General features: G+C 70.2%; 23 protein-coding genes, 1 pseudogene and 1 riboswitch. Of the genes and pseudogenes, 12 read left to right on the forward strand and 12 right to left on the reverse strand.

The window, feature by feature from the left end:
- Nucleotides 1–97: 97 nt before the first annotated feature.
- The 5 genes from PJ985_RS12245 (at nucleotide 98) to PJ985_RS12265 (ending at nucleotide 4,769) form a co-directional block, all read left to right on the forward strand.
- Nucleotides 98–1,309 carry a sensor histidine kinase gene (locus PJ985_RS12245; RefSeq protein WP_271683710.1) on the forward strand — a complete coding sequence of 404 codons (1,212 nt, stop codon included), beginning with the start codon at nucleotides 98–100 and terminating at the stop codon, nucleotides 1,307–1,309.
- A 121-nt stretch (nucleotides 1,310–1,430) separates the two neighbouring features.
- Nucleotides 1,431–1,820: a hypothetical protein gene (locus PJ985_RS12250; protein WP_271683711.1), complete on the forward strand. Its 390-nt coding sequence runs from the start codon at nucleotides 1,431–1,433 to the stop codon at nucleotides 1,818–1,820.
- 37 nt (nucleotides 1,821–1,857) lie between these two features.
- Nucleotides 1,858–2,760: an ABC transporter ATP-binding protein gene (locus PJ985_RS12255; protein ID WP_271683712.1), complete on the forward strand. Its 903-nt coding sequence runs from the start codon at nucleotides 1,858–1,860 to the stop codon at nucleotides 2,758–2,760.
- Between the two features lie 20 nt (nucleotides 2,761–2,780).
- The gene (locus PJ985_RS12260) at nucleotides 2,781–4,385 is read left to right on the forward strand and encodes an ABC transporter permease (RefSeq protein WP_271683779.1); all 1,605 of its coding nucleotides are present in this window, start codon (nucleotides 2,781–2,783) and stop codon (nucleotides 4,383–4,385) included.
- 141 nt (nucleotides 4,386–4,526) lie between these two features.
- Nucleotides 4,527–4,769, forward strand: coding sequence for a hypothetical protein (locus PJ985_RS12265; protein ID WP_271683713.1), 243 nt, complete (start codon nucleotides 4,527–4,529; stop codon nucleotides 4,767–4,769).
- A 157-nt stretch (nucleotides 4,770–4,926) separates the two neighbouring features.
- Here the strand turns inward: PJ985_RS12265 and PJ985_RS12270 are convergent, their stop codons facing one another.
- The 5 genes and pseudogenes from PJ985_RS12270 to PJ985_RS12290 all read right to left on the reverse strand — a co-directional run bounded on the left by PJ985_RS12270 (nucleotide 4,927) and on the right by PJ985_RS12290 (nucleotide 11,058).
- On the reverse strand, nucleotides 4,927–5,106 hold the full coding sequence (locus tag PJ985_RS12270) for a hypothetical protein (protein ID WP_271683714.1): 180 nt from the start codon (nucleotides 5,104–5,106) through the stop codon (nucleotides 4,927–4,929).
- Nucleotides 5,107–5,200: 94 nt separating this feature from the next.
- Nucleotides 5,201–6,058 (reverse strand): tyrosine-type recombinase/integrase, encoded by an 858-nt coding sequence (locus PJ985_RS12275; RefSeq protein ID WP_271683715.1) that lies wholly within the window; start codon nucleotides 6,056–6,058, stop codon nucleotides 5,201–5,203.
- 339 nt (nucleotides 6,059–6,397) lie between these two features.
- Entirely contained in the window at nucleotides 6,398–6,679 is a 282-nt protein-coding gene (locus PJ985_RS12280; RefSeq protein ID WP_271683716.1) for a helix-turn-helix domain-containing protein, read from the reverse strand.
- Nucleotides 6,680–7,537: 858 nt separating this feature from the next.
- Nucleotides 7,538–8,914: pseudogene (locus PJ985_RS12285) on the reverse strand (IS1380 family transposase).
- 122 nt (nucleotides 8,915–9,036) lie between these two features.
- The gene (locus PJ985_RS12290) at nucleotides 9,037–11,058 is read right to left on the reverse strand and encodes a restriction endonuclease (RefSeq protein WP_271683717.1); all 2,022 of its coding nucleotides are present in this window, start codon (nucleotides 11,056–11,058) and stop codon (nucleotides 9,037–9,039) included.
- A gap of 552 nt (nucleotides 11,059–11,610) precedes the next feature.
- On the opposite strand from PJ985_RS12290, the gene PJ985_RS12295 reads away from it, so the two are divergent.
- Together PJ985_RS12295 and PJ985_RS12300 are read left to right on the forward strand one after the other, a co-directional pair.
- Nucleotides 11,611–11,895 (forward strand): transposase, encoded by a 285-nt coding sequence (locus PJ985_RS12295; RefSeq protein WP_271683718.1) that lies wholly within the window; start codon nucleotides 11,611–11,613, stop codon nucleotides 11,893–11,895.
- Nucleotides 11,896–12,247: 352 nt separating this feature from the next.
- A complete protein-coding gene (locus tag PJ985_RS12300; protein WP_271683719.1) occupies nucleotides 12,248–13,582 on the forward strand; it encodes a hypothetical protein in 1,335 nt (444 codons plus the stop codon).
- A 171-nt stretch (nucleotides 13,583–13,753) separates the two neighbouring features.
- Here the strand turns inward: PJ985_RS12300 and PJ985_RS12305 are convergent, their stop codons facing one another.
- The 5 genes from PJ985_RS12305 to gcvT form a co-directional block, all read right to left on the reverse strand.
- On the reverse strand, nucleotides 13,754–14,704 hold the full coding sequence (locus PJ985_RS12305) for a PIN domain-containing protein (RefSeq protein ID WP_271683720.1): 951 nt from the start codon (nucleotides 14,702–14,704) through the stop codon (nucleotides 13,754–13,756).
- 388 nt (nucleotides 14,705–15,092) lie between these two features.
- A complete protein-coding gene (locus PJ985_RS12310) occupies nucleotides 15,093–16,475 on the reverse strand; it encodes an L-serine ammonia-lyase (protein WP_271683721.1) in 1,383 nt (460 codons plus the stop codon).
- Between the two features lie 89 nt (nucleotides 16,476–16,564).
- On the reverse strand, nucleotides 16,565–17,836 hold the full coding sequence (glyA, locus tag PJ985_RS12315; RefSeq protein WP_271683722.1) for a serine hydroxymethyltransferase: 1,272 nt from the start codon (nucleotides 17,834–17,836) through the stop codon (nucleotides 16,565–16,567).
- Between the two features lie 44 nt (nucleotides 17,837–17,880).
- On the reverse strand, nucleotides 17,881–18,258 hold the full coding sequence (gene gcvH / locus PJ985_RS12320; RefSeq protein WP_271683723.1) for a glycine cleavage system protein GcvH: 378 nt from the start codon (nucleotides 18,256–18,258) through the stop codon (nucleotides 17,881–17,883).
- A gap of 62 nt (nucleotides 18,259–18,320) precedes the next feature.
- Complete coding sequence (gcvT, locus tag PJ985_RS12325; RefSeq protein ID WP_271683724.1) at nucleotides 18,321–19,448, reverse strand: glycine cleavage system aminomethyltransferase GcvT; 1,128 nt, start codon at nucleotides 19,446–19,448, stop codon at nucleotides 18,321–18,323.
- A 168-nt stretch (nucleotides 19,449–19,616) separates the two neighbouring features.
- Nucleotides 19,617–19,709: riboswitch (glycine riboswitch) on the reverse strand.
- A 232-nt stretch (nucleotides 19,710–19,941) separates the two neighbouring features.
- On the opposite strand from gcvT, the gene PJ985_RS12330 reads away from it, so the two are divergent.
- The 3 genes from PJ985_RS12330 (at nucleotide 19,942) to PJ985_RS12340 (ending at nucleotide 22,317) form a co-directional block, all read left to right on the forward strand.
- Nucleotides 19,942–20,712, forward strand: a complete 771-nt coding sequence (locus tag PJ985_RS12330; protein ID WP_271683725.1) for an enhanced serine sensitivity protein SseB — start codon at nucleotides 19,942–19,944, stop codon at nucleotides 20,710–20,712.
- 70 nt (nucleotides 20,713–20,782) lie between these two features.
- Nucleotides 20,783–21,436: a trimeric intracellular cation channel family protein gene (locus tag PJ985_RS12335; protein WP_271683726.1), complete on the forward strand. Its 654-nt coding sequence runs from the start codon at nucleotides 20,783–20,785 to the stop codon at nucleotides 21,434–21,436.
- A gap of 38 nt (nucleotides 21,437–21,474) precedes the next feature.
- Nucleotides 21,475–22,317, forward strand: a complete 843-nt coding sequence (locus PJ985_RS12340) for a thioesterase family protein (protein WP_271683727.1) — start codon at nucleotides 21,475–21,477, stop codon at nucleotides 22,315–22,317.
- Between the two features lie 34 nt (nucleotides 22,318–22,351).
- On the opposite strand, the gene PJ985_RS12345 is transcribed toward PJ985_RS12340, so the two are convergent.
- On the reverse strand, nucleotides 22,352–22,954 hold the full coding sequence (locus PJ985_RS12345) for a GNAT family N-acetyltransferase (RefSeq protein ID WP_271683728.1): 603 nt from the start codon (nucleotides 22,952–22,954) through the stop codon (nucleotides 22,352–22,354).
- An 83-nt stretch (nucleotides 22,955–23,037) separates the two neighbouring features.
- Here PJ985_RS12345 and PJ985_RS12350 point away from each other — a divergent pair, with 83 nt between their 5' ends.
- Both PJ985_RS12350 and PJ985_RS12355 read left to right on the forward strand, forming a co-directional pair.
- Nucleotides 23,038–23,511 (forward strand): Dps family protein, encoded by a 474-nt coding sequence (locus PJ985_RS12350; protein WP_271683729.1) that lies wholly within the window; start codon nucleotides 23,038–23,040, stop codon nucleotides 23,509–23,511.
- 233 nt (nucleotides 23,512–23,744) lie between these two features.
- Nucleotides 23,745–25,112 carry a diaminopimelate decarboxylase gene (locus tag PJ985_RS12355; RefSeq protein ID WP_271683730.1) on the forward strand — a complete coding sequence of 456 codons (1,368 nt, stop codon included), beginning with the start codon at nucleotides 23,745–23,747 and terminating at the stop codon, nucleotides 25,110–25,112.
- Between the two features lie 103 nt (nucleotides 25,113–25,215).
- On the opposite strand, the gene PJ985_RS12360 is transcribed toward PJ985_RS12355, so the two are convergent.
- Nucleotides 25,216–25,893 carry an N-acetylmuramoyl-L-alanine amidase gene (locus PJ985_RS12360; protein WP_271683731.1) on the reverse strand — a complete coding sequence of 226 codons (678 nt, stop codon included), beginning with the start codon at nucleotides 25,891–25,893 and terminating at the stop codon, nucleotides 25,216–25,218.
- Nucleotides 25,894–25,946 lie beyond the last annotated feature (53 nt).

Genomic DNA, 25,946 nt, shown 5'->3' on the forward strand with positions numbered 1-25,946 from the left:
AGGCTCACTCCGCTCGACGTGCCGCACAGCCGGCGTCACAGTGGCGAAGATCCCCGGCGGTGCTCCGCCCCCGGGACCGACAGGGAGGACGGTTTCCGTGCTGAGGTTCGAAGGTACCGAGGACCCGCGGGCCGGGAGACGCCCCCTGGCCGAGTGGTGGCCGGGCACCTGGCGGTCGGCCCTGGTGCTGCTCGTCCTGGGTCCCGCGGCGGCCGCTCCGCCAACCGCCTGGATACTGGCGACCGCCGCCGCGGTCGCGGCTGCCGCGGCGCTGGCACCCTGGCCGGTCCGCCGCGTCAGCCTGGCCGGCGCGGCGACCGCCGCCGCGCTGCTCTCCGTACTGGTCAGCCTCACCTATCAGGGGGCGCACCACTTCATCGGCGCCTGGCTTCTGTTCGAAATGGCCGCGTTGTGCCTGCTGCTGTGGCGGGTGGTCCGCCGGGCCCCCGCACGCCAGCTGGCATGGGCCGGGCCGTTGCTCGGCCTGGTGGTGACCCTGCTGCCGCTCCGCCTCACGCTGCGCATGCCCTACGGCTGGGAGCAGTCCGCCTTCGCGGTGACCCTCACGTTCGTCCCGGTCCTCGCGGTGGCCGCCGCCGCGGCCTACCTCCGGGCGCTGGAGGCCCGCAGGAAGCGCGCCGTGGCCGGTGCCCGGCGCGACCTGCGACTCGAAGTGGCCCGCGCACTTCACGACTTCGTCGCCCACGAGGTGACAGGTGTGGTGCTGGAGGTACAGGCCGCCCAAGTCACGGGCGAAGCCCCGGAACAGTTCCGGGAGCTGCTCCAGAGGGTCGAGGAGGCGGGACTGCGGGCCCTGGACTCCATGGACCAGACAGTGCTGGTACTCCGTGACCCCGACGCGGCACAGACCGGCACCACCCCGCCCCGGCTGTACGGGCTGGGAGACCTGCCGGACCTGGTAGGACGCTTCTCCGGTTCCTCCGGCCCCTTACGGACGGAGCTGGAGCTCGACGAGGACGCTGTCGGCCTGCTGGCCCGCGAAGCCGACACGGGCGCGTACACGATGGTGCTCGAGGCGCTGACGAATGTGCGCAGGCACGCCCCCCGGGCCACCCGGATCGCCGTGCGCGCCTGCCGTGCGGAGGGCGGTGTGGAGCTGTCGGTGACCAACAACGGCGGCGGGGGCGGAGGGCTGCTGGCCGGCCGGCGTGGGGGCGGCACCGGACTGATCGAGCTGACCGAACGCATCCGGGTCCTGGGCGGCACGCTCACCGCCGGGCCGTACCAGGGCGGCTGGCAGGTGCGCGCGTACCTGCCGGCGCCGGCGAGCCGCACGTCGCAGCGGTGAAGCCGCACGTCGCGCAGGAAGTGCTCCGATATCTGCCGAACGGCAGATGTGCCGCACCCCGCCGGCACGGAAGCTGGAACCCTGCACCGGAACACACCGGTCACCTGCCTCCGGAGGAGCTATGAACAGGCGCTTTGGCGTGACGTGGACGGTCGCGGTCGTCACCGCCACGCTGGTGGTCATCAGCGGCTGTGCCAAGGCCAGCAACGCGGACCCCGAGACGAAGACCTTCGAGTTCAGCGGCGACACCCTCAACGTCAAGGCCAACGACGTACCCACCGACCTCGCCACCTCCGACCGCTCGGACGTGGAGGTCACCCGCTGGTTCTCCACCGGTGCCGGCGCGTCAGGGGCCAACGCCACCTGGACGCTCAGCGATGACGGCACACTGCACCTGACCGCCGAATGCTCCGGGCTGGCCAACTGCGACGCCAAGTTCCGTGTCGAGGTGCCGCAGCACGTGAAGGTCCTGAGGGACGGCCGGGAGACGGACCTCAAGGGCGACGGCTAGACGGACCGGTCGGGGCGCAGGCCACGGAAGAGGAAGCATGCTCGAACTCATCGATGTAACCAAGATCTACAAGGGCGGGAAGCGCGCCGTCGACGGAGTGACACTGCCGATGAAGGCAGGTCTGCTGGGGCTCCTGGGCCCCAACGGAGCCGGCAAGTCGTCGCTGATGCGGATCGCCGCGACGGTCACCCGCCCGACCAGCGGCCGGCTGCGGTTCGACGACACCGACGTACTGGCTGAACCGGAGGTGCTGCGCCGCAGGCTCGGCTACCTCCCGCAGGACTTCGGGGTCTACCCCAACCTGACGTCCCGGGAGTTCCTGTCCTACCTCGCGGCCGCCAAGGGACTGCCCGGCCGCGCGGCGAAGGCCCGGATCGACGAGCTGCTCGAGCTGGTCAACCTCACCGAGGCCGTCAAGCGCCCCATCGGCAAGTACTCCGGCGGCATGCTCCGCAGGGTCGGCATCGCCCAGGCGCTGCTCACCGACCCCCAGGTGATCATCGTGGACGAGCCCACCGCTGGTCTCGACCCCGAGGAGCGTGTGCGGTTCCGCAACCTTCTCAGCGACCTCGCGGCCGACCGCGCGGTGCTGCTCTCCACCCACATCGTCTCCGACGTGGAGTCGACCGCCTCCGACATCGCGGTCGTCGCCCAGGGCCGGCTGCTCCGGCGGGCCTCTCCGACGGAGCTGCTGAGCGGCATGGAAGGACAGGTCTGGGAGCTGCTCGCCGACCCGGCCGACGTGACCGCCGTCCAGGCCCGATGCGTCGTCAGCCGAGTCGTCCGCACGGCCGACGGGGTCCGCATGCGGGTCCTGCACCAGCAGCGGCCCACTTCTGACGCGGTACCGGCCGCCCCGGACCTCGAGGACGCCTACCTGTCCGTCATCCACCGGTCCGGCGAGAGCCACTCCGGCCACCGGCAGGCGGTGCCGCGGTGACCGCACACGCGATCGGGCGCATGGCGGTCGGCGACTTCCGAGACCGGGCACGGCGGCCGGTCTACCTGGTCACCCTGCTGGCCACCGTCGGCCTGGGCTACCTCGCCGTCCCGGACAGCGCGCACTGGACGATCGTCCAGATCGGTGCCTACCGAGGCGAGTACGACAGCGCCTACGTCGGTATGGTGACGGCCCTGGCCGGGGCGCTGTGGCTGACTGTCGGCGGGTTCTACGTCGTCCGCGACACCATTGCCCGCGACGAGACGACCGGAGTGGGGCAGTTGCTGGCGGCCACGCCGCTGCGCACCACCCACTACCTGGCCGGCAAGTTCCTCAGCAACCTGCTGGTGCTGGCCTCCATGGCCGGTGTGCTCGCGGGCACCGCCCTGGTCATGCAACTGGCCCGGGGCGAGAACCGCGCCGTCGACCCCTACGCGCTCCTGATGCCCTACGCCGTGTTCGCGCTGCCCCTGCTGGCCATGACGGCCGCCGCGGCCGTGCTGTTCGCGGCCACCCCGGTGCTGCGCGGCGGCGTCGGCAACGTCGTGTGGTTCGTGGTGGCCCTGATCGTGGCGATCGGTGGCCAGTCGGCTTCCGCGCCACTGGACGGGCTGGGCGTGCACCGGTTCGCCGAATCGCTGCGAGCTGCCCTCACCGCCCAGCACCCGGACGCCTCCACCACCGACTTCAGTCTCGGCCTCACCTACCTCGACGACCCCCTCATCCCCTTCACCTGGGACGGCTTCCACCCCGGCGGCGGCTTCCTGCTCACCAGGCTCCTCCTGGTGGCTCTGGCCATCGCGGTGGCGCTGCTGCCGGCCCTGTGGTTCGGCCGCTTCGACCCCTCCCGCGCCCGGCACCGCGGCGGTGTCCCGGTGACCTCCCCGGTCGACACCGAGGGTGGCCCGGCCGGGGGTGGCGGAGCAGTGCCCGCCGCGGTACCCGCCGCCGGTCCGGCCACGACGATGACCGTCAGCAGGCTCCGCACCGACGTGGCCGCCGGCAGCACGCCGGGCAGCGGGATGCTCCGGCTGCTCTCGGGGGAGCTGCGCATTCTGGTACAGGGCCTGTCACCGTGGTGGTGGGCGGTGGTGGCGGCACTGACGCTCGCGGCGCTGACCCTGCCGGTGGACACCGTCGTCGGCGTGGTGCTGCCGATGTGCTGGGTCTGGCCCGTGCTGGTCTGGTCCCGGCTGGGGACGCAGCAGGTCGAGTACGGCCTGGAGAGTCTGCTCGGTGCGTACCCGAGGCCGCGCCCCCGGCTGGTGGCCCAGTGGGCCGCCGGCTCGGTACTGACCGCGGTGACGGGCGCCGGACCGCTGGTCCGCATGGTGATCGACGGCGACACGGCCGGTGTGGCCGCCTGGTGCGCGGCGGTGCTGTTCATCCCCGCCTTCGCCCTCTCACTCGGCACGGTCAGCCGCAGTCACCGGCTGTTCCAGGCCCTTTACCTGCCCCTCTGGTACATCGCCGTCAACGGCATCCCCGCCCTGGACTTCATGGGCGCGGTGCGTACCGACGGGCAGCCCGCGGGCCCCCACCCCGCGTTCGTCGCAGCCTGTGCCCTGGCACTGCTGGCCACCGCGCTTCTCGCCGGGTCGGCACGCAGAGCCGTCAAGGAGTAGGCGCGGCCGGCACCACCTCAAGACCGCCGCGCCAGGTGAAGGGCCGGGGACACCCCCGACTCCGGTCCCCCTGGCGCGGCCCTCCGTCCCCTTTCCGCACGGCTGCTGTCGCCCGTGCCCAGCCAAGAGGAGGATCCGCCCATGGCCGGACAACCCGAATCCGAGTCCGAGCACCGGTACGAGCAGGACCCGGCTCCCACGGACCCGCCCCCCGCCGTGCCCGCGGAGGAGAGCGTGACCGATTCCGCTCTCCAGGAGGAGCTGGAGGAGCTGCGCGACGCCAACGAGATACTGCGCCTCGTTGCCCGGTACTTCGCCGACACCCATCCGATGAGCGGCCCCGTCGACGGGGAGCCCGGAATCGGTGGCTCCCCGGCGTTCTGAGACCACCGGCGCGCGGACCGGTGCCCGCGGCGGCCCGGGGCCCCAGGGGGCGGAACACACCGCCCGGTGTGACACCCCGCCTTTCCTGCCCCGCCTGCCGGGGGCAGGGGAGGCGGTCCCGCCGCAGGCACCGGACGAGGAGGCAGGGGCCTGCGGTTCAGCACTCGATGACGTTGAGGCCGCCGCGGGAGGTCTCCTTGTACTTGACCTTCATGTCCGCTCCTTCTGCCCCAGCCCCGCTGACCTGCGAAAACACTGGAACTGCGAGGTCCCAGACGGACCCTGGGGACTTCTCGGGGACTTTCCGCGGCTCGGGGACGACCAGCCAGGAATCCATCGCCGCGAGGCCGCGGTTCCCCGCCTGGGCATGAAGTGAGCATAGTGATCCAGGGTGATCTTCGGCGAGGCATGCCCGAGCCACGCGGACAGGCTCACGATCGACTCGCCGGCCTCCAGCTGGACGCTCGCGTAGGTATGCCGCAGCACGTGGAACATGTCCTGGCGCGACGCCTCGTATACCGGGTACCGACGTACCCGCCCCCGAACTCCTCCGCCCTCTCATCCACCACCGTGATCACACCGGCTGCCGCCAGCACCCGCTTCCAGCGGCGGTCGTTGAAGGTGGCGTAGTTGATCCGCTTGCCGTGCGAGGTGTTGAGCACCAGCGGAACGGTGATTGGCTTGCACTGGCGCGCCTCCAGCTCCGTCGTCGGAGGTTCAGGGTCACGCCACGGGAGCGTGCAGGCCACCGTCGGAAAGCGCGCCATACGCGCCCGCGCTCGCCGGACCAGGGCGGGAGACAGCGGAACCTCTCGGGCCTTCTTGCCCTTCGGCAGGCAGAAGTACGGCCGCCCTCGGTGATCCCAGCGCAGCTGGCGCCGTACTCGGATGACGCTGGCGTCCTCGTCGATGTCGTCCTCCCCGAGCCCGAACGCCTCACCCTGCCGCAGCCCCGCACCCACGCCGAGGCCCACTGCCAGCCGATACCGTTCCTGAAGGCTCGCCCTGACGGCATCCGTTGTCGGACGGTCCCACGCCTTCGCCTTGGACTCGGCCCGCTTCGGAGGCTTCACCGTCCGATGCGACTTGCAGGGATTCTTCAGCAGCCGCCCGTCGTCCACTGCCGCGGCCAGAATCGTCGAGAGGTGTATCCAGATCACCTCAGCAGTGGACTCATCCACACGCGTCAGCAGCTGCGCCTTCCACGCTCGCAGAACGGCGGCGTCGATGTCCTTGAGCGCCACATCCCCGACCAGCGGAATGATGTGGTTCCAGATTCGGCTGCGCATCGGGGTTCGAGTAGAAGGCTCATCGGAGCGGCTCGGCCACCAGAAGTCCTCGATGTACTCCTCCAGCAGGATCGCCCCGTCGCGGGGATCGACAAACCCCCTCGCTTGCTATCCGTTGTCGCTGTCGCGAGCCACGCCTTCGCGTCTTCTTTGGTGTCGAAGGACCGGTCCCGCACCCCGGGAATCCCCTTCACGCGATAGCGGGCACCCTGCCCCCACCGCTTCGTCCGCTCCCGCTTCCCCGTGGCCCTGTCCGCGCGCTTCTTGAGCCAGCGGTCCTCTATGTATCCGGGCATAGCGATACCCGACCTCCTTGCCGCCTGGTGTGGCCTGTCCTGCTCACCGGCGCCTGCCTGCGGCACCTGCACGGCGTCGCCCCAGCGGGTGGTTCAACGGGTTGATCTTCTGATTCGACCGCGAGTCCGCCTGCTCCTGCTCGCGCACCCAGTCATCGAGGGCTGTGATCTGGTACATGACCCGCCGCCCCATCCGGAAACTCGGAGGCCCCTGCCTCCGATGCCGCCATACGTAGAGAGTGTTGGGTGATATGCCGAGATACTCGGCGGCCTTGTCCAGGGTCAGAAAGGCGTTGGAGTAGGGGGCAGAAGAACCATCAGACACGCATGACCTCCGCAGAGTGGAAAGGCTGTAGCGACACACTCTCGTGCTTCACCCGATTTGGTAAGGCCGGAAGAATGTGCTATGCGAGACGCGTCAAAGTCGCCCGGTGCACCTGCCGGTTGGCTGTGTAGCTTGGCATGGGGCTGGCGGGTATTCCACGACGTTCGATCTGCCGTGGGCTTAACTAGCCAACGACGAGTAGCTGATGGGCTCCTGGCCCACGCCAGGCCCCCAGACCGGCATCGAACCCCGTCGCGACCGCCGGCGTGGGGCGGCGGATGATCTTCGGATGGGCACGCTGTGAGGCCAGTTGGCTGCGGTGCTGACGAGCACTGGTGTCGATGCGAGTTCTGCCGTTCGGGCAAGGGTTCCTGGGTGGAACAGTGCATCTCGTGCTCGTTGCCAAGGCGTCTTCCTCGGCTTCTCGCCGAATGACGTGGGTCCCTTTGAGGGCATCGGCAAGAAACTGCCGCTCGGAATAATCAGTGGCACGTCTATGTCGGTCGACGTTACGGGGCGGCAAAAAGTTGCCGCTCGTTTCGCGCTGAGAGAGGATTGTCGGCCAGTGCCGCTTCTGTGGTGGAATTGCGTTCGAAGAGTTGGCGAACATTCAAGGTGTGGCGGATAGTGTCGGCCGCATGGAAGGCGTAGAGTGGCGATGGACGAAAGCGTTCTCGAAGATCTGGGTGGCCTTAGCCTCTATATTGCGTGAGGGTCCACCGACGGAGTCGGTGGACCCTCACGCTGTCCGTGGCTGAGGCCGGGCAGGGTGGGGGCCCGTGTGTCGCCTCGGGTGGGCGCCGGGTTTTACTGCTCCGGCCGGGGTGGTGCTGGTCGTCGGGGCGGGCGAGCTACTGGTTATCCGGGGTTGGGTAGGAGTGCCAGTCGTTCGAAGGCGGCTGTGATCTGGGCGTTCCAGGGCCAGTGGCGGGCGAGGCGGAGGATGCGGCGGCGGCCGGTGGTGACGAGCTGGGTGGCTGCGGAGAAGAGGCGGAATCGCAGGCGGCGGGGTTCCCAGAGCCGGGCTTTGCCGGTGAGGGCGAGCATGGGCATCCAGGCCAGTAGGTCGAGGGCGATCTGGACGATCTCCAGCCAGACCTGGTTCTGCGCGGTGTGGTGCAGGGGGAGATTGCGCAGGCCGGTGGCGCGGGCGGCCCGAACGCGGTCCTCGGCGCGGGCCCGCAGCCGGTGTCTGAGCTCAAGCTCGGCGATCGGGGTCTTGGGGGTGTTGGTGGCAAAGCACGTGATCCGCATGCCGTCCGCGTCCGTGATCCTCAGCTGGGCCCCTGGGTGGGGCCGCTCCCTGCGGACGATCAGCCGCAGGCCGTTCGGCCATCCTTCCAGGACATCGCCGGTAAGTTCGGCGACCCAGGCTCCCTCACGTATCTCGCCGGTGGGTTCAATGGCAGGTGTCCAGGCCGCTTCCGGGATCTTGAGAACATGCTGGTGAATGGCCTCGGTGATGGTCATGCCGACGGAGTAGGACAGCCAGCGTCCGCTTTGGTCAGCCAGTTCACGAAGTCATGGGTGCCTCCGGCGGTGTCGCAGCGGATCAGGGTCTTGCGGCCCCGCCGGTACTCCTTGGGCAGTTGAGCCAGAGCCAGGCCGGTGGTGGTGATGTGGTGTCGGCGGCGGTGTTGCTGCCCGCGTTGCCCGGCCGCAGGAGTGCGGCGACCGGTTCGCCGGTTCCGCCCGGGCCGTGGTCGACGAAGGCCATGAGCGGGTGGTGGCCGTAGGTTCTCTTCCAGGTCGCGGCCGCGTCCTGCTTGTCCGAGTGCGCGATCACCAACACCCCGTCCAGATCCACGACCACCTGCCCGCCCGCATCCGGGGCCCGCTCCCCGGCCAGCTCCCAGACCCTCCTGCGGGCCTCGGAGCGTGCGGCGCGGAGCGCGGCCAGCGCCTTGCCGTCGGCGGCGGCGAGGGTGTCGATCAGTCGGGAGACTGTGGGATCGGAGGCCACCGGACCGAACACTGCCGGCTCGGCCCGCAGCAGCGCGATGTCGGCCAGGCAGTCCCCGCCGAGCGCGACGTCAGGGCGAGGTCCACCAATATCTTGCCCGGGTCGTGGACGGCTCGGGGCTTGCACCATGGGGCGAGGGCAGCAGAAACGGCCCGGTCGAGATCTGTCTTGCGGACGGTTTCGACCAGCAGGACCGAACCGGCCTGCGAGACCACGGCCCGGCCGTCGTCCCGGACACGGACATGAGGGTAGGAACCGGTAAGCTGTTTCACCTGGGAAGTGCCTCCGACAGGGGCGGGAACAAGGACCTCAGCAATCCTCATTCTCGCTGGTCAGAGGCACTTTCTGCTTAGCTGATCACCTGTCGGACAGCACGCTTCATGAAAGCGCGAGGCTAGAGACCCCTCTCGATCGAAGTCGCGATGGCGCGAAGGCGCTTCGCCGCCGATCGCGCGTCACCCATCCGGTAGGTCGCATAGCGCGGATCCTGCACGTCCTCAATGCTCCGTACGATGTCCAGGTCGAGGCGATCGAACAGCCTGAACGTGTCGAGCAGTTCATCGATGTTCGGCGCCAACGGCGACCCGCGCTCGATCAGCGAGACATCGCGTGCCGAAACGGCCTCCTCCGTCTCCGACTCGGTCTTGAGTCGGGAGATTACGAGGGACAAGATGTCGAGCTCGCGCTGCCGCGTGTCGATGAGCCCGGCGAGCCTGGACAACCCATCCGGCGTCTCGAACAACATCCCGACATCCGCCGGCCGCAAGCCGAGGGCCTCGGCGGAGCTGACGACCTGACCCAACTCGTCGGCGGTGATGAGCGCCCATTGCTTCCGCTTGGCCATGTTCTTGATCGTGTCGCCGCCGAAGGCGGGGCCGATGATAGCGACGTACTCCGCAGAACGCTTCTCCTTGTGCGTGTCGATTGCCACGTCGCTCACGTTGTTGTGCGTGACCCGACCGGATGATGTCGACTTTCCGTCCACGATCGCGGTCCGCAACGACCCGTTGCCGTCGTACCACTGCACGAGGATGTCGGTGTCACCGGAACCACTGATGCGTTGGGCGCGGAAGCCCATGTGCCTGAACGCGCTCTCGATGTGCGCCTCGAACGCCGCACCGGGCGCCATGCCATCGGCGCCCGGGTCGACGGAGCTGCGCGTCAGTGATTCCACGATGAGCGAGAGCCTGTCCGGTTCGCCCGGCGCGCACGACGTGCTTTGCGCCAGGTCCGGCGACAGCTCCAGCTCCACGGCGGCCTCCGGCAGGTGCGGTTCGGCGAGGGGGAGTGTCTCGATGAGACGCAGCCCGGTCGCCGTAGCCTGGACCGACGACCAGGACGTCTCGATGAGCAAGCCCGATTCGACCATGAAGGCCGTGAGCCACCGCACCTTGTCCTTGTTCAAGCCGTACGTGATGCCTTGCCGGTATACGTCGTTCCTCGGAACATTGGCCTTCGCCGCACGGATCAGCTCTCCGACGAACTTCATGTTCGCGTGAAGGATCCGGATGAAGTCGATGTCCGATCCCGACTGCAGCCACGCCTTGGCGGCCGGCGTTGCCGTGAACACCCCGCGGCGGACCTCCAGAAGCAGCCCGGCGGCCCGCATGAACGGCAGCATAGTGTCGACGCTGCTGCGCTTCAGGCCGAACCGGTCCGCGATGAAGCCCAGCAGGGCGCCCTTCTCCATCTGGTCCTCTGCGGCCGCGATGCACGTCCGCAGGTTCTCAATCTTATTGGGGTCCTCTTTCGGGCTCGGAACCCAGATGTTGTAGGTGTTCCTGGCTTCCTGGGCCCCGTCGGTCGCGGCCAGGTGCGCGAGGAGTGCGGTGATCTCCTCCGGGGCTTCGGGAATGTCGGCCGCTTCGTCGGAGTCGTGCATGGCCAGGGCCGAAGGCGTCACGACGTCCCAGGTGGCGAAGATCGACCGTCCTTCAGCGGTCGCGCTGTGCTTCCGCTCGCCCAGCCATTCGGTCAGCCCCAGGACTTCGAGCCAGGTCATGCGGCCGCGCGTGTTGTTGAGGCTCGCCCAGTCGAGGTTGTACGACTCGATCAACTCGGCATTGACCTGTTCGATCGTCAGCGGCTCGCGCACGAGGAGCCCGAGCACCTCGGCGAACAGCCGGATCCGCTCGGCCAGCAACGAGGCGAGACGTGAGCGCGACTCGTCCGCGAGCAGTTCGGAGCCCTCGGGGGTCAGTTGAAGAACTCCCTTTCGATTCTGGGCCAATCCCATCGGACGCAGCGCGTACGAGTACTGCCGCCAGGACCTCGACGACTCCACACTCGACAGCTGTGGCCGCGCGTCGAGTTCCGTGGCCTCACCAGCGGCGATCCGACGAACGAGCTCAAGGGTGAGCGGGAACATCTCGTCCTTCCCGCACAGGAGGTTCGGTACGGATGACGCCTGCTGCATCCACCTGCTCCGCTGCGCCCCGAGAGTGGGCGCGCTCGGGGCGGTGGCCGGTTGGCTGGTCTCGCTGAAGAGGTCCGGAGTCATTCTGGTGTGGCCGTTCCGTTCATGTCACTGTCGGGTGATTCGGCAGAGGTTCCTGCCATGCGCGCACGTTACTTCCCACCACTGACAGGCGATGTCCAGCTCCGAATCAGAAAACCTAACTGACCGATCAACAGATGATTGGGATCGACCGCGTCCATCCTGTCGCCACTGAGCGACTCTGTCGGGGATCTTGAAGTTCCGCGGACAAGAGTGCCAGCGGCTCGGGGTGCTTCGGCTGATCCTGTACAACCCTGTCTTCCCGAGGTGGCCAGTGTCCGTTCGTCCCCGGTCCGGCCTGGTGGTGCCCGAGTTCACGGCTCGGATGGCACGGGCCAGCCATCCTCGTGGGACCACAGCTATGTAGGACGGAACCACCTCGACGGGCTCTGGGGTGACGAGGACTTCGTCTCCTGGTATCCGCGCGATGGCCGTCCCGGCCTCTCCCCGGCTCAGCTGTCCACCGCGTGCGTGCTGCAGTTCCTGCTCAACCTCTCCGGCCGGCAGGGCGCCGAGGCGGTGCGGTGCCGGATCGACTTCAAGTACGCCCTGGTGATGGACCTGGACGACCCCGGCTTCCACCACAGTGTGCTCACGGACTTCCGTGACCGCCTTGGCCAGGACGACCGCGCCGACCAGCTCCTGTCCCTGTCCCTGGACCGGATACGTGAGGCAGGAATGATTAGGGAACGCGGAAGGCAGCGCTGCAGCCCAGTTCAGCGACCTGTGGGACCAAATCGCCGACACCACCGATGAACTCCGCGACCTGGCACGCCCGCGCCCAGCTGGCAATCCGATGTCTCCGTCCACCGCTCCGTCATGGCGCTCGACGGCGCGCCTGCCGCGCACACGGGACAGAGTGCACCACGCCTTCGACGCCGGGATCTGAGCCCCGTCGCAATTGCTGAACGGGTCTGATGGTCTCGACGCCGTAGATGGGCCGGAGGGTCTATAGCAGAGGATTCCGGCCGGACCAAATCCCTTGTTGTACGGGATCGTGGTCGAACTCGCCGGAAGGTGCCGACGGGCCGGATGATTGCTCTTCCGCCTGATGCTCGGGCTAACCGACAGCGCGCTCATGGAGCTCAAGCGCACCAGGAGCCAGCTCTTGGACACGCTGAAGGCCAGAACGGCCGAGTACGACAACGTCAGTTCCTTCCTGGCGGCCTCCGATCCTCGCAGCGACGACGAACTGCGGGCCGAACTCCAGCAGCTGCGCGACACCCTGGAGCGGGCCGAGTCTGCCCTGGCCAGCCTCCGCACTGAACTTGAGGAACAGACCGCCGCTGACACGGCGCTGCGAGACGAATTGCAGAACGCCATCCGCGCTGCCCGGCAGAGCGAACAAGAAGTGTCCGCGGCCGCCGACCTCGTGGAGGCGCGGCATGCCGTCGTCGCTCAGGTACCTCTCGACCTCTCCCGTCTCTCTCGGTCGGCCACCGCCATCGACCAGTTCTCTCCGTTCGAGTTCGTCGTTTGTCCGCGGTGCATGCAGTCATTGGCGGCCCGGGCCGTCGAAGACGGCCACTGCCTCGTCTGTCTCCAACCCGACCCCGTCGAGGGCGACATCGACCCGGCTGCGATCGAGGAGACACGCACGGCCCTGCAGCAGCAGCTTGAGGACGCACAGCGCATCCAGCAGTCGGACGAGGCGCACTTGCAGACCGCCCAGGAGCGGTCGCAGCAATTCAGCTTCGTCGTAACCAGCCTGCGCCGGGAACTCGACGCCCAGACCCGTGATGCGGTCTCCCCGCGCTTTGATGCCATCGCTGAGGCCAGCTCCCGCGTCGCCGCGCTCAAGGCCAGCATTGATGCCATCACCCAACTGCGCGAACCCTGGGCGCGGGTGCGCATCATCGATGCGGACATCCGCTCACTCAAGGTCAATCGTCGGCAGATCAATAAGGACATCAAGGAGAAGTCCGAGCAGCTCAAGGCCAGCCAAACTCTGCTCGGCGACCTCAGCGCCGAGTTCAGCCGACTGCTCACCAGCTGGAACCTGCCCTGGGTTGACACTGCCGTCATCGACCGCGACTTCTACCTGCCGGTCGTCAACGGACGGCCCTTCGAGAGCCTGCAGGCCTCCGGCGGGGGCATCGCCACCTCCGTCAACCTCGCCTACAGTCTCACGCTCGTCGCCTTCGGACTCGACCACTCAGACGTCCTCGTCCCGTCGCTCCTCGTGATCGATTCACCCCGCAAGGCCTTCGGCAACAACACTTCCGACCGGCAACGCGCAGCCGAGATCTACAGTCGCTTCAGTACCCTGGCTGACGCATACGGCGAACGCCTGCAACTGATCATCGCTGACAACGATCCCCCACCCATCACTAGCGACTCCTTCGGCAGGGTGGATTTCGACTACGAGAACCCCATGGTGCCCGGCGTGGATCATCCCGGCCCTGATCAGGTCACCCGCATCGAAAGCCAATCGGAGAGCTAGTACGCTGGCCGCTGGCGGGGCCACCCCTCTTCGGTGTCCGGTCCGGGAGCAACGGCTCAATCCGCGCCCACTGCGCATCAGTCAACGGCACAACCGGACAACGACCAACTGATCCAAACGAAACTGCCAAGGTGGCGTGCAGTGCGGTGTTACTGTCATGGTCCTCGTTTTTCAATTGGCCGTCGAAGCCTCGGCTTCAGCCTGTCGGGCGCGCCGCTGTGCGCGTACGCCAGTGCCAGACCCGTCCGCGGCAGACCAGTCCGGCTCATCCCCGGGGTCCTTCGTCGCCACCTTGGTCACGTGTAGCCCGGCGGCCCTGCCGCGGGTGTGCTGACTGGTATCGCACGTCAGCAACCGAACGTCGCGGCCTGCCAGGCCCTGGATGGCCACCGCTCGGTCGATGATCTCTACGTCGGGGCGGTCCAGGCGCACATGGCCGGGAGGATCGAGAACGATCTCCACGGTTACCCTGCCCCAGGTCTCGCCGTCTTGGGCAGTGTGCTCACCCTCATGCAGCATCCCGTGCGTGCCGCCGTCAAGAACTCCGTCGAGGAGACCGAGCGTGTGAGCGGCACGCCAGCGGGCCCGCTGCTTACTGGCGTCCTTGAGGTCGTCCAATTCGTCGACCACCACGATGGGGAACAGCAGGCGTACGAACTGCCAACGCGGGACGTCGAGAATCTCGTGCAGGTCGACATCGGCCAGTTTCACGGCATTTTGGATGTAGAAGCTGGAGTCGGCGACGACGAAAACCTCCCGCTGGCTCCACCGGCCGATCTGCGTGTCCAGCGCAGCCACAGCCGCCTCGAAGGCCTCGACGCGTTCGGCCACCTCTAGTTGCACCAGACCATTCACGAGGCGCTGCTGGGCGGTGCCGGCGAGTGTGCCGCAGCTGCCCAGCAGGGCACGGTAGCGGTCGGTGAAAACGAGCTGGGCGAGGTCCGGGTCGCTGACCTGGGAGCGCAGCATTCGCGCGGACTCCGTGGCCCATTCCAGATACGTCAGCAGCCCCTCGAAGGCGCTGCCGTACGGCCGTTGCAGGTTCTTAGCTGTGGTGTGGACGCCGCTGAGGACCCGGCGAATGTTCTTCCGGTCGGCGCCCCGACGGGGTGTGATGAGCATGCGCCGATCATGTCAGTGCTGACCGCAGGTGCGCCTGGAGGTTTCCGGACGCCGAACTGCCGCGCTCGACGACAGCGCCATCCGGACACCTCGTGGCTGGACCCGGTGGCCGGCCGTTACGCTGCCGGTCATGATTGCCCCGACATGACCCCGCCCGCATGGCCGCGGCCGGTCGGTTCGGAGAAGTGTGTGGGAGTAGACGGCTGGCCCGGGCCCTCATCAGCATTGAGAAGAGCCCGATCCAGTCACCGACACCGGGGATTTCCTGGGGACTTTGCGGCGCCTTTCACGGCCGTCCGAGGGACTGCCCGGGGACTTTGCGCGGTACAAGGACGGAAGGCCCCGACTGCGGTGAAAGACAGAAAACGGCAGGTCGGGGCCTTGCCGGTCAGCACTCGATGACGTTGACGGCGAGGCCGCCGCGGGAGGTCTCCTTGTACTTGACCTTCATGTCGGCGCCGGTCTCCTTCATGGTCTTGATGGCCTTGTCGAGGGAGACGTGGTGGCGGCCGTCGCCGCGCAGCGACATCCGGGCGGCGGTGATGGCCTTGACCGCGGCCATGCCGTTGCGTTCGATGCAGGGAATCTGCACCAGGCCGCCCACCGGGTCGCAGGTCAGGCCCAGGTTGTGCTCGATGCCGATCTCGGCGGCGTTCTCCACCTGCTCGGGGGAGCCGCCGAGTACCTCGGCCAGTCCGCCGGCCGCCATCGAGCAGGCCGAGCCGACCTCGCCCTGGCAGCCGACCTCGGCACCGGAGAGGGAGGCGTTCTCCTTGAAGAGCATGCCGATGGCGCTCGCGGCGAGGAGGAAGCGGACGACGCCGTCCTCGTCCGCGCCGGGGACGAACTCCAGGTAGTACCGGAGCACCGCGGGGATGATGCCGGCCGCGCCGTTGGTGGGGGCGGTGACGACCCGCCCGCCCGCGGCGTTCTCCTCGTTGACCGCCATGGCGTAGAGGGTGACCCACTCCATGGCGTGCTCCGCGCGGGCGCCCTCACTGCGCAGCTGGCGGGCCGACTGGGCGGCGCGGCGCCGGACCTTCAGGCCGCCGGGCAGGATGCCCTCCTGCGCCATACCGCGGTCGACACAGGTCCGCATCGCGGCCCAGATGTCCAGCAGCCCGGCGCGGATCTCGGCCTCGGTGCGCCAGGCCCGCTCGTTCTCCAGCATCAGCGCCGACACCGACAGGCCGGTCTCCCGGGTGCGGAGCAGCAGCTCGTCGCCGGTGCGGAAGGGGTGGCGCAGGGCGGTGTCGTCGAGCTTGATGCGGTCCGTGCCGAGGGCGTCCCCGTCGACGACGAAGCCGCCGCCGACGGAGTAGTAGGTCTTCTCGAGGAGCGGACGGCGGTCGGCGTCGTAGGCGCACAGGGTCATGCCGTTGGCGTGGTGGGGCAGCGAGCGCCGGCGGTGCAGGACCAGGTCCCGGTCCGGGTCGAAGGCGACCGGGTGGGAGCTGCCGGTCTCGGTGGCCAGCAGATGCAGCTGTTTCGTCGAGCGGATGTGCTCGGCCTCGGCGTCGGCCGTGCTGACGTCGACGGTGTCGGGTGCGTGTCCCTGGAGCCCCAGCAGGACGGCTTTGGGTGTGCCGTGTCCGTGGCCGGTGGCGCCCAGCGAGCCGAACAGCTCGGCGCGGAGCGAGGCGGTGCCGGCCAGGGCGCCCTCGCTCTTGAGGCGGTGGGCGAACATCCGGGCCGCCCGCATCGGGCCGACGGTGTGCGAGCTGGACGGGCCGATGCCGATGGAGAAGAGGTCGAACGCGGAGAGAGCCACGTCGCGGACTCCTTTGTCTGCTCGTGGGCGGTGCGCGGGTGCCCCGGGATCGCCGGTGCACCCGCGCGTGCTGCTGCGGGCGGTGCGGATTACTGCTTCCGGCCGAGCCCCGGGTAGAGCGGGTGCTTGTCGGCCAGGGCGGTGACCCGGGTCTTGAGCTTGTCCGCGTCGTACGCCGGCTGCAGGGCCTCGGCGATGATGTCGGCGACCTCGTGGAAGTCGTCGGTGGTGAAGCCCCGGGTGGCGAGGGCCGGAGTACCGATCCGCAGGCCCGAGGTGACCATCGGGGGGCGGGGGTCGTTGGGTACGGCGTTCCGGTTGACGGTGATGCCGACCTCGTCCAGCCGGTCCTCGGCCTGCTGCCCGTCCAGCTCGGACGTGCGCAGGTCGACGAGGACGAGGTGCACGTCCGTGCCGCCGGACAGCACGGAGACACCCGCGTCCACGGCGTCCTGCCGGGTGAGCCGCTCGGCGAGGATCCGGGCGCCCTCCAGGGTGCGCTCCTGCCGCTCCTTGAACTCGGGGGACGCGGCGATCTTGAAGGACACCGCCTTCGCGGCGATCACGTGTTCCAGCGGGCCGCCCTGCTGACCGGGGAAGACCGCGGAGTTGATCTTCTTGGCGTGCTCCTGACGGGAGAGGATGGCGCCACCGCGCGGGCCGCCGAGCGTCTTGTGCGTGGTGGTGGTGACCACGTCGGCGTACGGCACCGGGTTCGGGTGCAGCCCCGCCGCCACCAGGCCGGCGAAGTGCGCCATGTCCACCATCAGCAGCGCGCCGACCTGGTCGGCGATGCGGCGGAAGGCGGCGAAGTCCAGCTGCCGGGGGTAGGCGGACCAGCCGGCGATGATCAGCTGCGGCCGGTGCTCCACGGCGAGGCGCTCGACCTCGGCCATGTCCACCCGGCTGCTCTCGTCGTCGACGTGGTAGGCGACCACCTGGTAGAGCTTGCCGGAGAAGTTGAGCTTCATGCCGTGGGTCAGGTGCCCGCCGTGGGCGAGGTCCAGACCCAGGATGGTGTCGCCGGGCTTGATCAGGGCGGCCATCGCCGCCGCGTTGGCGGAGGCACCGGAGTGCGGCTGCACATTGGCCGCCTCGGCGCCGAACAGCGCCTTGATCCGGTCCCGGGCGATGTTCTCGATGACGTCGACGTGCTCGCAGCCGCCGTAGTAGCGGCGGCCCGGGTAGCCCTCCGCGTACTTGTTGGTCAGCACCGAGCCCTGCGCCTCCAGCGCCGCCACCGGCGCGAAGTTCTCCGAGGCGATCATCTCGAGGGTGGACTGCTGGCGGTGGAGCTCGGCGTCGACGGCGGCGGCGACGTCGGGGTCCACCTCGTGGAGGGAACTGTTCAGAAGAGACATGCGGTCTTCCTGTGGGTGAGAGGAGCCGGCGGCCGGGGCGGGCGTCACTCGTTGGTGAACGCGGTGTACTCGTCAGCGGTGAGCAGGTCGTCCGGCTCCTCGCTGATCTTGACCTTGAACAGCCAGCCGCCCTCGAAGGGGGCGGAGTTCACCAGCGCCGGGTCGTTCACCACGTCCTGGTTGACCTCGGTGATCTCTCCGGAGACCGGCGCGTACAGCTCACTGACCGACTTCGTCGACTCCAGCTCGCCGCAGGGTTCGCCCGCGGTGACCGGGTCGCCGACGTCGGGAAGCTGCACGAAGACGACATCGCCGAGCGCGGTGGCCGCGTGCCCGGTGATGCCGACCGTCGAGACGCCGTTCTCGGCGTCCGACAGCCACTCGTGCTCCTTGCTGTAGCGCAGCTGCTGGGGGTTGCTCATGAGGTGATTCTCCCGGATCGAGACGGTGCGGCGGTGAGGTGTGTCAGCGAGTGGACGCGAGGTCAGCGCGCGCGCTGGTAGAACGGCAGCGGCACGACCGCGTAGGGCTCCTTGGTGCCGCGGATGTCCACGCCGACGCCGGTGTCGGCGGCCGGGCCGGGCGTGGCGTGCTCCGCGTCCAGGTAGGCCATGGCGATCGGCCGGCCCAGCGTCGGGGACGGCGCCCCCGAGGTGACCTCGCCGATGACGCCGCCCTCGGCGTCCAGTACGGCGTAACCCGCCCGCGGCACGCGGCGGCCCTCGGCGACCAGCCCGACCAGCTTGCGCGGCGGGTTGCTGCGGGCGCGCTCGGCGGCGGCCTCCAGGGCCGCCCGGCCGACGAAGTCCCCGGGCTTGTCGAACTTCACGACCCGGCCGAGCCCGGCGTCGAACGGGGTGGTGGCGCGGGTCAGCTCGTGCCCGTACAGCGGCATGCCGGCCTCCAGCCGGAGGGTGTCCCGGCAGGACAGCCCGCACGGCAGCAGGCCGACGGGGCGGCCGGCGTCGGTCAGCGCCTGCCACAGCCGCTCGGCGTCGCCGGGGGACACGAAGAGCTCGAAGCCGTCCTCGCCGGTGTAACCGGTGCGGGCGATCAGGGCGGGAACCCCGGCGACCGTGCCCGGCAGGCCGGCGTAGTACTTCAGCCCGTCGAGATCGGCGTCGGTGAGGCCCTTCAGGATGCCTGCGGCCTCCGGGCCCTGGACGGCGAGCAGGGCGTACTCCGCCCCGTCGTCGCGCACGAGGGCGTCGAAGCCCGGCTGCCGCTCGGTCAGCGCGTCGAGCACCGTCCCGGCGTTGGCGGCGTTGGCGACCACCAGGTAGTCCTGCTCGGTCAGCCGGTAGACGATGAGGTCGTCGAGGATCCCGCCCTCGGCGTCGCAGATCATGGTGTAGCGGGCCCGGCCCGGCGCGACGGCGGACAGCCGGCCGACCAGGGCGTGGTCCAGCAGCTGGGCGGCCTCGGGCCCGGTGACCGTGATCTCGCCCATGTGCGAGAGGTCGAAGAGCCCGGCGGCGGTGCGCACGGCCTGGTGCTCCTCGCGCTCGCTGCCGTAGCGCAGCGGCATGTCCCAGCCGGCGAAGTCGGTCATGGTGGCGCCGAGGGCCCGGTGCACGGCGTCGAGCGCGGTGGTGCGGGGGGTGTCGGTCATGTACTGGCTCCCAGGGGTACGGGCGGCGAACGGTGCGCGGGCGCACCGGTGCTGTGCTCCTCCCCCTCTGTCATCGGAAACCTGAGAGGTTCGCCGCAGCCCGGTCCGGGCGCGGCTTGCACCGTGGGTGGGGCGGCCCGGGGTGGGCGGCCCGCTTTTCAGATCTGCCTCCCGTGCGCGGTATAGGGGCCTGAGAGATTCAAGGGAGGACTTGCTCCTTCGGCGCCCCGGTGAACCCGGGGACTCTCCCGCGCGCGGTCGAACGGCCGTTATGCAGTTGGTCCGCTCATCATCGCACGGTCCCGGGGACGAGGGCCGTCGGGCGGGCCGCGGTCCGGAACGGGACGCCCGGCCGGTCCCGGTCCGGGCGTCCGCAGCCCGGCGGACCGGGGTGGCGCAGCCATTAGGGTGCGGGGGAGACGGGGAGCGGGCGGTCCCTTCCTGAGGAAACCTGACGGCGCCGGGCGCGCCGTTCGACACGCAGTGGGGCGACATGAGTATTCCGGGGCAGCGCGCGGGGGCAGCGGGGACGGGCTGGCCCGCCAACGAGCTGGAAGAGGCCCTGGCGGCCTCCGTCGGAGTGCCCGACGCGGGGCTGCGGCTGCTGCAGGTGCTGGGCCGCAGCAGGCTGTGGGTGCCACTGCCGGAGGGCGGCGGCCCGGACAGCAGCGACCTGAGCCTTCCGACCCTGGAGATCAACGGCGGCGCCTATGTGCCGGTGTTCAGCTCGGCCGAGCAGTTCCAGCTGGGCGCCGGGGCACACCTGTCCTTCGCTGTCGCGCCGGCCTGGGAGTTCGCCCGCGGGCTGCCGCCGCAGGCCGGGATCGTGGTGAACCCGGGAGGCACGGTCGGGGCCCCCCTGCCGCCGGCCGCGGTCGCGGAACTGTGCCGTGCGACCCCGGGGGAGCGGGTGCCGGGGCAGCCCACCGGTGCCCGGATGCGGCTCTTCGAGCCGGACTGGCAGGAGGAGCCGGTGGACTTCCTCGCCGCGGCGGCCGGTGAGCTGTCCGGGGTCCGCAACGTCCGGGCGGCCCGGCGCGGCCTGGCCAGCGCCGAGGGCGCACCTCCCGCGCTGTTCATAGGAGTGGAGACCGACCTGCTGGAGGCGGAGACCAGCGGCGCCGTGCAGGAGGCGCTGGGCCGGGCGCTGGCCCGGCAGCCGGTCGGCTGGCCGGTGCAGCTGGTGCTCATGGACGCCGCCGAGGACCCGGTCGTGGACTGGCTGCGCAGCTGCGTGTCCCCGTTCTACACCCGCGAGACCTGAGCCGCCCGGCCGGGGCGCGGCCCGGCGGGGCCCCGAGAGGTCCCGCCGCATCAGCCGGTACAAATGCCGGGTGACCGTACTGACGCCCTCGCTCCAGCACTGGCTCGACCTGGCCGGGATCTTCGTCTTCGCCATCTCGGGAGCGCTGCTGGCCGTCCGCAAGAACTTCGACGTGTTCGGCATGGCGGTGCTGGCGTTCGCGACGGGCCTCGGCGGCGGGCTGTTCCGGGATCTGGTGATCGGGGACGTGCCCCCGGCCGCCTTCACCGACCTGGGCTACTTCGTGACGCCGCTGGTCGTCACCGTACTGGTGGTCTTCCTGCACCCGCAGGTCACCCGGATCAACCGCGCGGTGCAGGTGTTCGACGCGGCCGGCCTCGGCTTCTTCTGCGTGGTGGGCACCCTCAAGGCCCACGAGTACGGCCTCGGCACGCTCTCCGCGGCGGCGCTGGGGCTGGCCACCGCGGCGGGCGGCGGAGTGGCACGCGACATGCTGGCCAATGAGGTGCCCTCGCTGCTGCGCCGGGACCAGGAGATCTACGCCCTGCCGGCCATCGCCGGGGCGTCCTCCGTCGCCCTCCTGCTGCGCTACGACGCGCTGAACGACCTGACGATGGCGCTCTCGGCGCTGGGCGCCTTCGCGCTGCGACTGCTCGCCCTGCGCTTCGGCTGGCGGGCTCCCGGGGCATGGCACCGCAGGAGCAGCGCTCCGGACGAGAGCTGAGCTACCGCTTAGTAGGTGCTCGGGGTAGGCTGCGGGTCATGAGCCAGGCACACATCGGGGACAGCGAGTTCGACCGCGACACGACGGTGCGTACGCGCGAACCGGGCGTCTTCGAGGCGGACATCTCGCAGCGCTGGTCGATCATCGGTGCGATCAACGGCGGCTACCTCAACGCCCTGCTCGGGCGGGCACTGGCCCACACTCTGCCGCACCCCGACCCGTTCACCGTCACCGCCCACTTCCTGACCGCCACCCGTCCGGGGCCGGCCGTCATCCGCACCGCGGTCGCCCGGGCCGGAAACACCCTCTCCACCGGGTCCGCCTCGCTCTTCCAGGCCGACGCGAACGGCGACGAGGTGGAACGCATCCGCTTCCTGGGCACCTACGGCGACCTCACCGCCCTGCCCGAGGACGTCAGGACCAGCGCCAAACCACCCGTGCTGCCACCCTACGAGAGGTGCCCCGGCATGAAGGACGCGCCCGACGGCGCTCCCGTGCCGGGTGACGTCGATCTCATCCAGCGGCTCGACTCCCGGCTCGACCCCGCGACGGCCGGCTGGGCCCTCGGCTCTCCCTCCGGCAACGGCGAGATGCGCGGCTGGTTCGCCTTCGCCGACGGCCGCGACCTCGACCCGCTGGGGCTGCTGATGGTCGGCGACGCACTGCCGCCGACCGCCTTCGACCTCGGCCTGAAGGGCTGGGTGCCGACCGTGGAGCTCACCACCCACGTACGGGCCCGCCCCGCCCCCGGCCCGCTGCGGGTGGCCATCACCACCCGCAACCTGGCCGGTGGCTTCCTGGAGGAGGACGCCGACATCTGGGACAGCGCCGACCGCCTGGTGGCCCAGTCCCGGCAGCTGGCCCGCGCCCCGCGCGGCTGACGGGGACGTCCCGGCCGGCCGCCGGCCCCGCGCGCTACTCCCCGCCCGGTCCGGCGTCCCGTCCGGCGTCTCCTCCGGTGACCGGCACCACCTGCGCGACCGTGCGGAGCTCGCCCGGCGGCTCCGCGGCCGTGCTGAACCGGCGCTGCCAGTAACTGACATCGTGCCAGTCGCCGTGCTTGTGGCCGAGCGCCCGGAACGTCCCCACCGGCTCGAAACCCGCGGCCCGGTGCAGGGCGGCGCTGCCCGGGTTGGGCAGCGCCACGCCCGCGACGACACTCCGGTAGCCCTGGGCCTGCAAGGTGGCCAGCAGCCGCCCGTAGAGCGCCGCACCCAGCCCCTGGCCCTGGTGTCCCGGAGCGACGTACACGGTGGATTCCGCGCTCCAGGCGTACGCGCCGCGCGGGTTCCACGGGCGGGCGTACGAGAGCCCTGCCAGCTCACCGTCCGGGGCCGTGGCCACGTACCACGGGTACCGCTCGTGCAACTCCTTCCAGAGGGCCTCCCACTCGGCCGGTTCCTGCGGCTCGGTACGGAAGTTGGCCGTGCTGTTCCGGATGTAGACATTGACCAGCTCGCAGACCGCGGAGAGATCGGAAGCGGTCGCGAGCCGAATATTCCGTGAAGACCGGTGCATGGACCACATGGTCCCCTACGCCGCGGCGGGTCCGGAGGTACGCTGGCGCAGGAAGGCTCAAACTCGGACGAAAGCGGGCATCGATGTACGCGATCAAGAGCACATTGCCGGAGGAGTCCCTCAAGGTCGTCGGTGAGGCGCTGCAGGGCGCTCTCGTCGACCTGATCGACCTTTCGCTGGTCGCCAAGCAGACCCACTGGAACGTCGTCGGCTCCCGGTTCCGCACCGTGCACCTCCAGCTCGACGACGTGGTGGCCACCGCGCGGCAGTACTCCGACACGGTGGCGGAGCGCGCGTCCGCGCTGGGCGTCGCCCCGGACGGCCGGGCCGCCACCGTCGCCGCCCACACCGGTATCAAGCAGTTCCCCGAGGGCTGGCAGCGCGACTCCGACGCCGTGTCGGCACTGGTGGACGCGCTGGCGGCGGTCATCGTCCGGATGCGGGAGCGCATGACGGCGGCCGGCAAGGTCGACCCGGTCACCGAGGACATCCTGATCGGCATGACCGGCGAACTCGAGAAGCACCACTGGATGTTCCAGGCCGAGAACGGCAACTGAGGCCGGAGCGCCGCACGGCCCCCGACCTGCCGGGCCGGGCGTGACAGCCTCCCGGAACGTGAGGGCACCGAACCGATCCGCAGCGCGCAGCGGTTCGGGGCCCTCACGCACGCCCGAGGGCACCTTTCCCCGTCGAAACGGCCCTGCTCCACGGGGAACGCGCCCGATTCCCCCGACAGCCCAGCGCCCGCCCGCCCCTGACGTCCGGGCGCGCCCGTGTTTGGCTGGTCGGTATGGAGACCTCCGCCACGTCCGGCCCGCATCCCTTCCCCGTCCGCCGCGACCTCGCGGTCCGCGCCGCCGCCGGGCAGCGGCTGCTCAACGACGACCGGCCACTCGTCGCCCTGCTCGACCTGGACGCCGTCCGGGAGACCGCGCAGGCACTGCACACGGCGTTCGCCGAGGCAGCCGCGCCGGGCCAACCGGTCCTGCACGCCTTCGCGGTCAAGGCCGGGTCCCTGGTACCGCTGCTGCGCCTGCTGAACGGCATGGGTATCGGATGCGAGGTGGCCAGCCCCGGCGAGCTGGCACTGGCCCGCGCCGCAGGCGTGCCCGGGGACCACATCGTGCTGGACTCCCCGGCCAAGACCGTCACGGAGCTGCGCGAGGCCCTGGCGCTGGGCGTCGCCCTCAACGTGGACAACACCCAGGAGCTGGACCGCCTGGACACCCTCCTCGGCCCCGGCCCGACGGACGTCCGAGTGGGTCTGCGGGTCAATCCGCAGCTCGGGGCGGGCAGCATCGGCGCCATGAGCACGGCCACCGACACGTCGAAGTTCGGCTTCGCGCTGCGCGACGCCGGGGCACGGGAGCACGTGCTGCGCGCCTACCGCGACCGCCCCTGGCTGACCCGGCTGCACTGCCACGTCGGCTCCCAGGGCATGCCGTTGGCGCAGATGGCCGCCGGAGTACGCGCCACCTATGAGCTGGCCGAGGAGATCAACACCGCGGCACAGCGGGCGCACGGCCGCCGGCAGGTCGAGACCCTGGACCTCGGCGGCGGCCTGCCGGTCAACTTCGCCTCCGACGAAGTGACCCCCACCTTCCGGGACTACGCCCGGCTGCTGCGCGCCGAGGTACCCGGCCTCTTCGACGGCCGCTACGGCCTGGTCACCGAGTTCGGCCGCTCGCTGACGGCCAAAGCCGGCCTGGTACTCGCCCGCGTCGAGTACACCAAGACCTCCGGGGGGCGACCGATCGCCATCACCCACGCCGGTGCCCAGATCGCGGTGCGCACCGTCTTCGCCCCCGAATCCTGGCCGATCCGGGTCACCGCCTACGACCCCGCTGGCCGCCCCCGCACCGGTGAGCCGGTGCGCCAGGACGTGGCCGGGCCGTGCTGCTTCGCGGGTGACCTCGTCGCCCGCGACCGGCCCCTGCCCCCGCTGGCCGCCGGGGACCTGGCAGCCCTGCTCGACACCGGCGCCTACTACGCCTCCACCCCGTTCGGCTACAACAGCCTGCCCCGCCCGGCCGTGTACGGCTACACCCTCACCGGCGGCGACGCGAACGGCGACCCCGGTGGCACCGTCAGCTTCACGCCGCTGCGCCGGGCCCAGACCCTGGAGGAAGTCGTCGCCGAATCCGGCGGCGACTGCTGAGCAGAAGGGCCGGGGGAACCGGGCGCGTTTCCCCGTGCAGGTGGGGCGCCTCGACGTGGAAACGCGCCGTGCACGCGGCCGGCCGGCAGCGCCGGGGCAGGGCTCAGGCCTCGCGCTCCCGGCGGACCAGATCCAGGTAGCGGTCCCAGTCCCAGTGCGGGCCGGGGCAGATCCGGGCCACCTCCGGGACCTCGTTGTGGCCGATGATGTGCTCGCGGTCCACCGGAATGCCGTGCCGCGCGCAGATCCCGGCCACCAGCCTGGCCGAGGAGGCGTACATCACATCCGTCAGGTAGGACGGGTCGGCGGCCCAGCCCTCGTGCTCGATCCCGATGCTGCGCTCGTTGTAGTCGCGGTTCGCCGCGTGGTACGCGACGTCCAGCTCACGGGCCAGCTGCGCCACATGGCCGTCCTCCGACCGCAGCACGTAGTGCGTGGCGGCCCCGTGCGACGGGTCCTGGAAGACCCGCAGCGTGATCGGGTACGTGGCCTCCGGCATGTGGATCACCACGCGGTCGATGGCGTAGTCCCGCGGCCGGCTGGCCCGCCGCAGGTTCCGGGACGAGGCCGGTATCCACTCCGCGCCGGGGTGGTCCACCTCGCCCTCCACCCGGGGCTCCGTCATACCGGACCAGCGCCACCACGCCCGGGCCAGCCGCTCCCGTTCCGCATACGCCCCCGCGGCACCCAGCGCCGCCGCGGTCCCCCCGAGCAGCACGGCCCGGCGGGACGGCCCCCGGTGTTCGGGGTCGCTCGCGGTACCCGCTGGATGCTCCTGCACGTTGTTCCTCCGGCCGAAACGACGCGTGGGACGGCCCGGTGGTTGCCGCCGGG

Source organism: Streptomyces sp. ACA25 (assembly GCF_028200735.1).
Taxonomy (GTDB): Bacteria; Actinomycetota; Actinomycetes; order Streptomycetales; family Streptomycetaceae; genus Streptomyces.

Coding starts and splice junctions, on each gene's coding strand:
- PJ985_RS12290 (WP_271683717.1), bottom strand. CDS start 11,058: ATGCAGCAGGCGTCATCCGTACCGAACCTCCTGTGCGGGAAGGACGAG.
- PJ985_RS12255 (WP_271683712.1), top strand. CDS start 1,858: ATGCTCGAACTCATCGATGTAACCAAGATCTACAAGGGCGGGAAGCGC.
- PJ985_RS12270 (WP_271683714.1), bottom strand. CDS start 5,106: ATGGATTCCTGGCTGGTCGTCCCCGAGCCGCGGAAAGTCCCCGAGAAG.
- PJ985_RS12355 (WP_271683730.1), top strand. CDS start 23,745: ATGGAGACCTCCGCCACGTCCGGCCCGCATCCCTTCCCCGTCCGCCGC.
- PJ985_RS12340 (WP_271683727.1), top strand. CDS start 21,475: ATGAGCCAGGCACACATCGGGGACAGCGAGTTCGACCGCGACACGACG.
- gcvT (WP_271683724.1), bottom strand. CDS start 19,448: ATGACCGACACCCCCCGCACCACCGCGCTCGACGCCGTGCACCGGGCC.
- PJ985_RS12260 (WP_271683779.1), top strand. CDS start 2,781: ATGGCGGTCGGCGACTTCCGAGACCGGGCACGGCGGCCGGTCTACCTG.
- PJ985_RS12345 (WP_271683728.1), bottom strand. CDS start 22,954: ATGCACCGGTCTTCACGGAATATTCGGCTCGCGACCGCTTCCGATCTC.
- glyA (WP_271683722.1), bottom strand. CDS start 17,836: ATGTCTCTTCTGAACAGTTCCCTCCACGAGGTGGACCCCGACGTCGCC.
- gcvH (WP_271683723.1), bottom strand. CDS start 18,258: ATGAGCAACCCCCAGCAGCTGCGCTACAGCAAGGAGCACGAGTGGCTG.
- PJ985_RS12305 (WP_271683720.1), bottom strand. CDS start 14,704: ATGCTCATCACACCCCGTCGGGGCGCCGACCGGAAGAACATTCGCCGG.
- PJ985_RS12265 (WP_271683713.1), top strand. CDS start 4,527: ATGGCCGGACAACCCGAATCCGAGTCCGAGCACCGGTACGAGCAGGAC.
- PJ985_RS12250 (WP_271683711.1), top strand. CDS start 1,431: ATGAACAGGCGCTTTGGCGTGACGTGGACGGTCGCGGTCGTCACCGCC.
- PJ985_RS12350 (WP_271683729.1), top strand. CDS start 23,038: ATGTACGCGATCAAGAGCACATTGCCGGAGGAGTCCCTCAAGGTCGTC.
- PJ985_RS12275 (WP_271683715.1), bottom strand. CDS start 6,058: ATGCGCAGCCGAATCTGGAACCACATCATTCCGCTGGTCGGGGATGTG.
- PJ985_RS12330 (WP_271683725.1), top strand. CDS start 19,942: ATGAGTATTCCGGGGCAGCGCGCGGGGGCAGCGGGGACGGGCTGGCCC.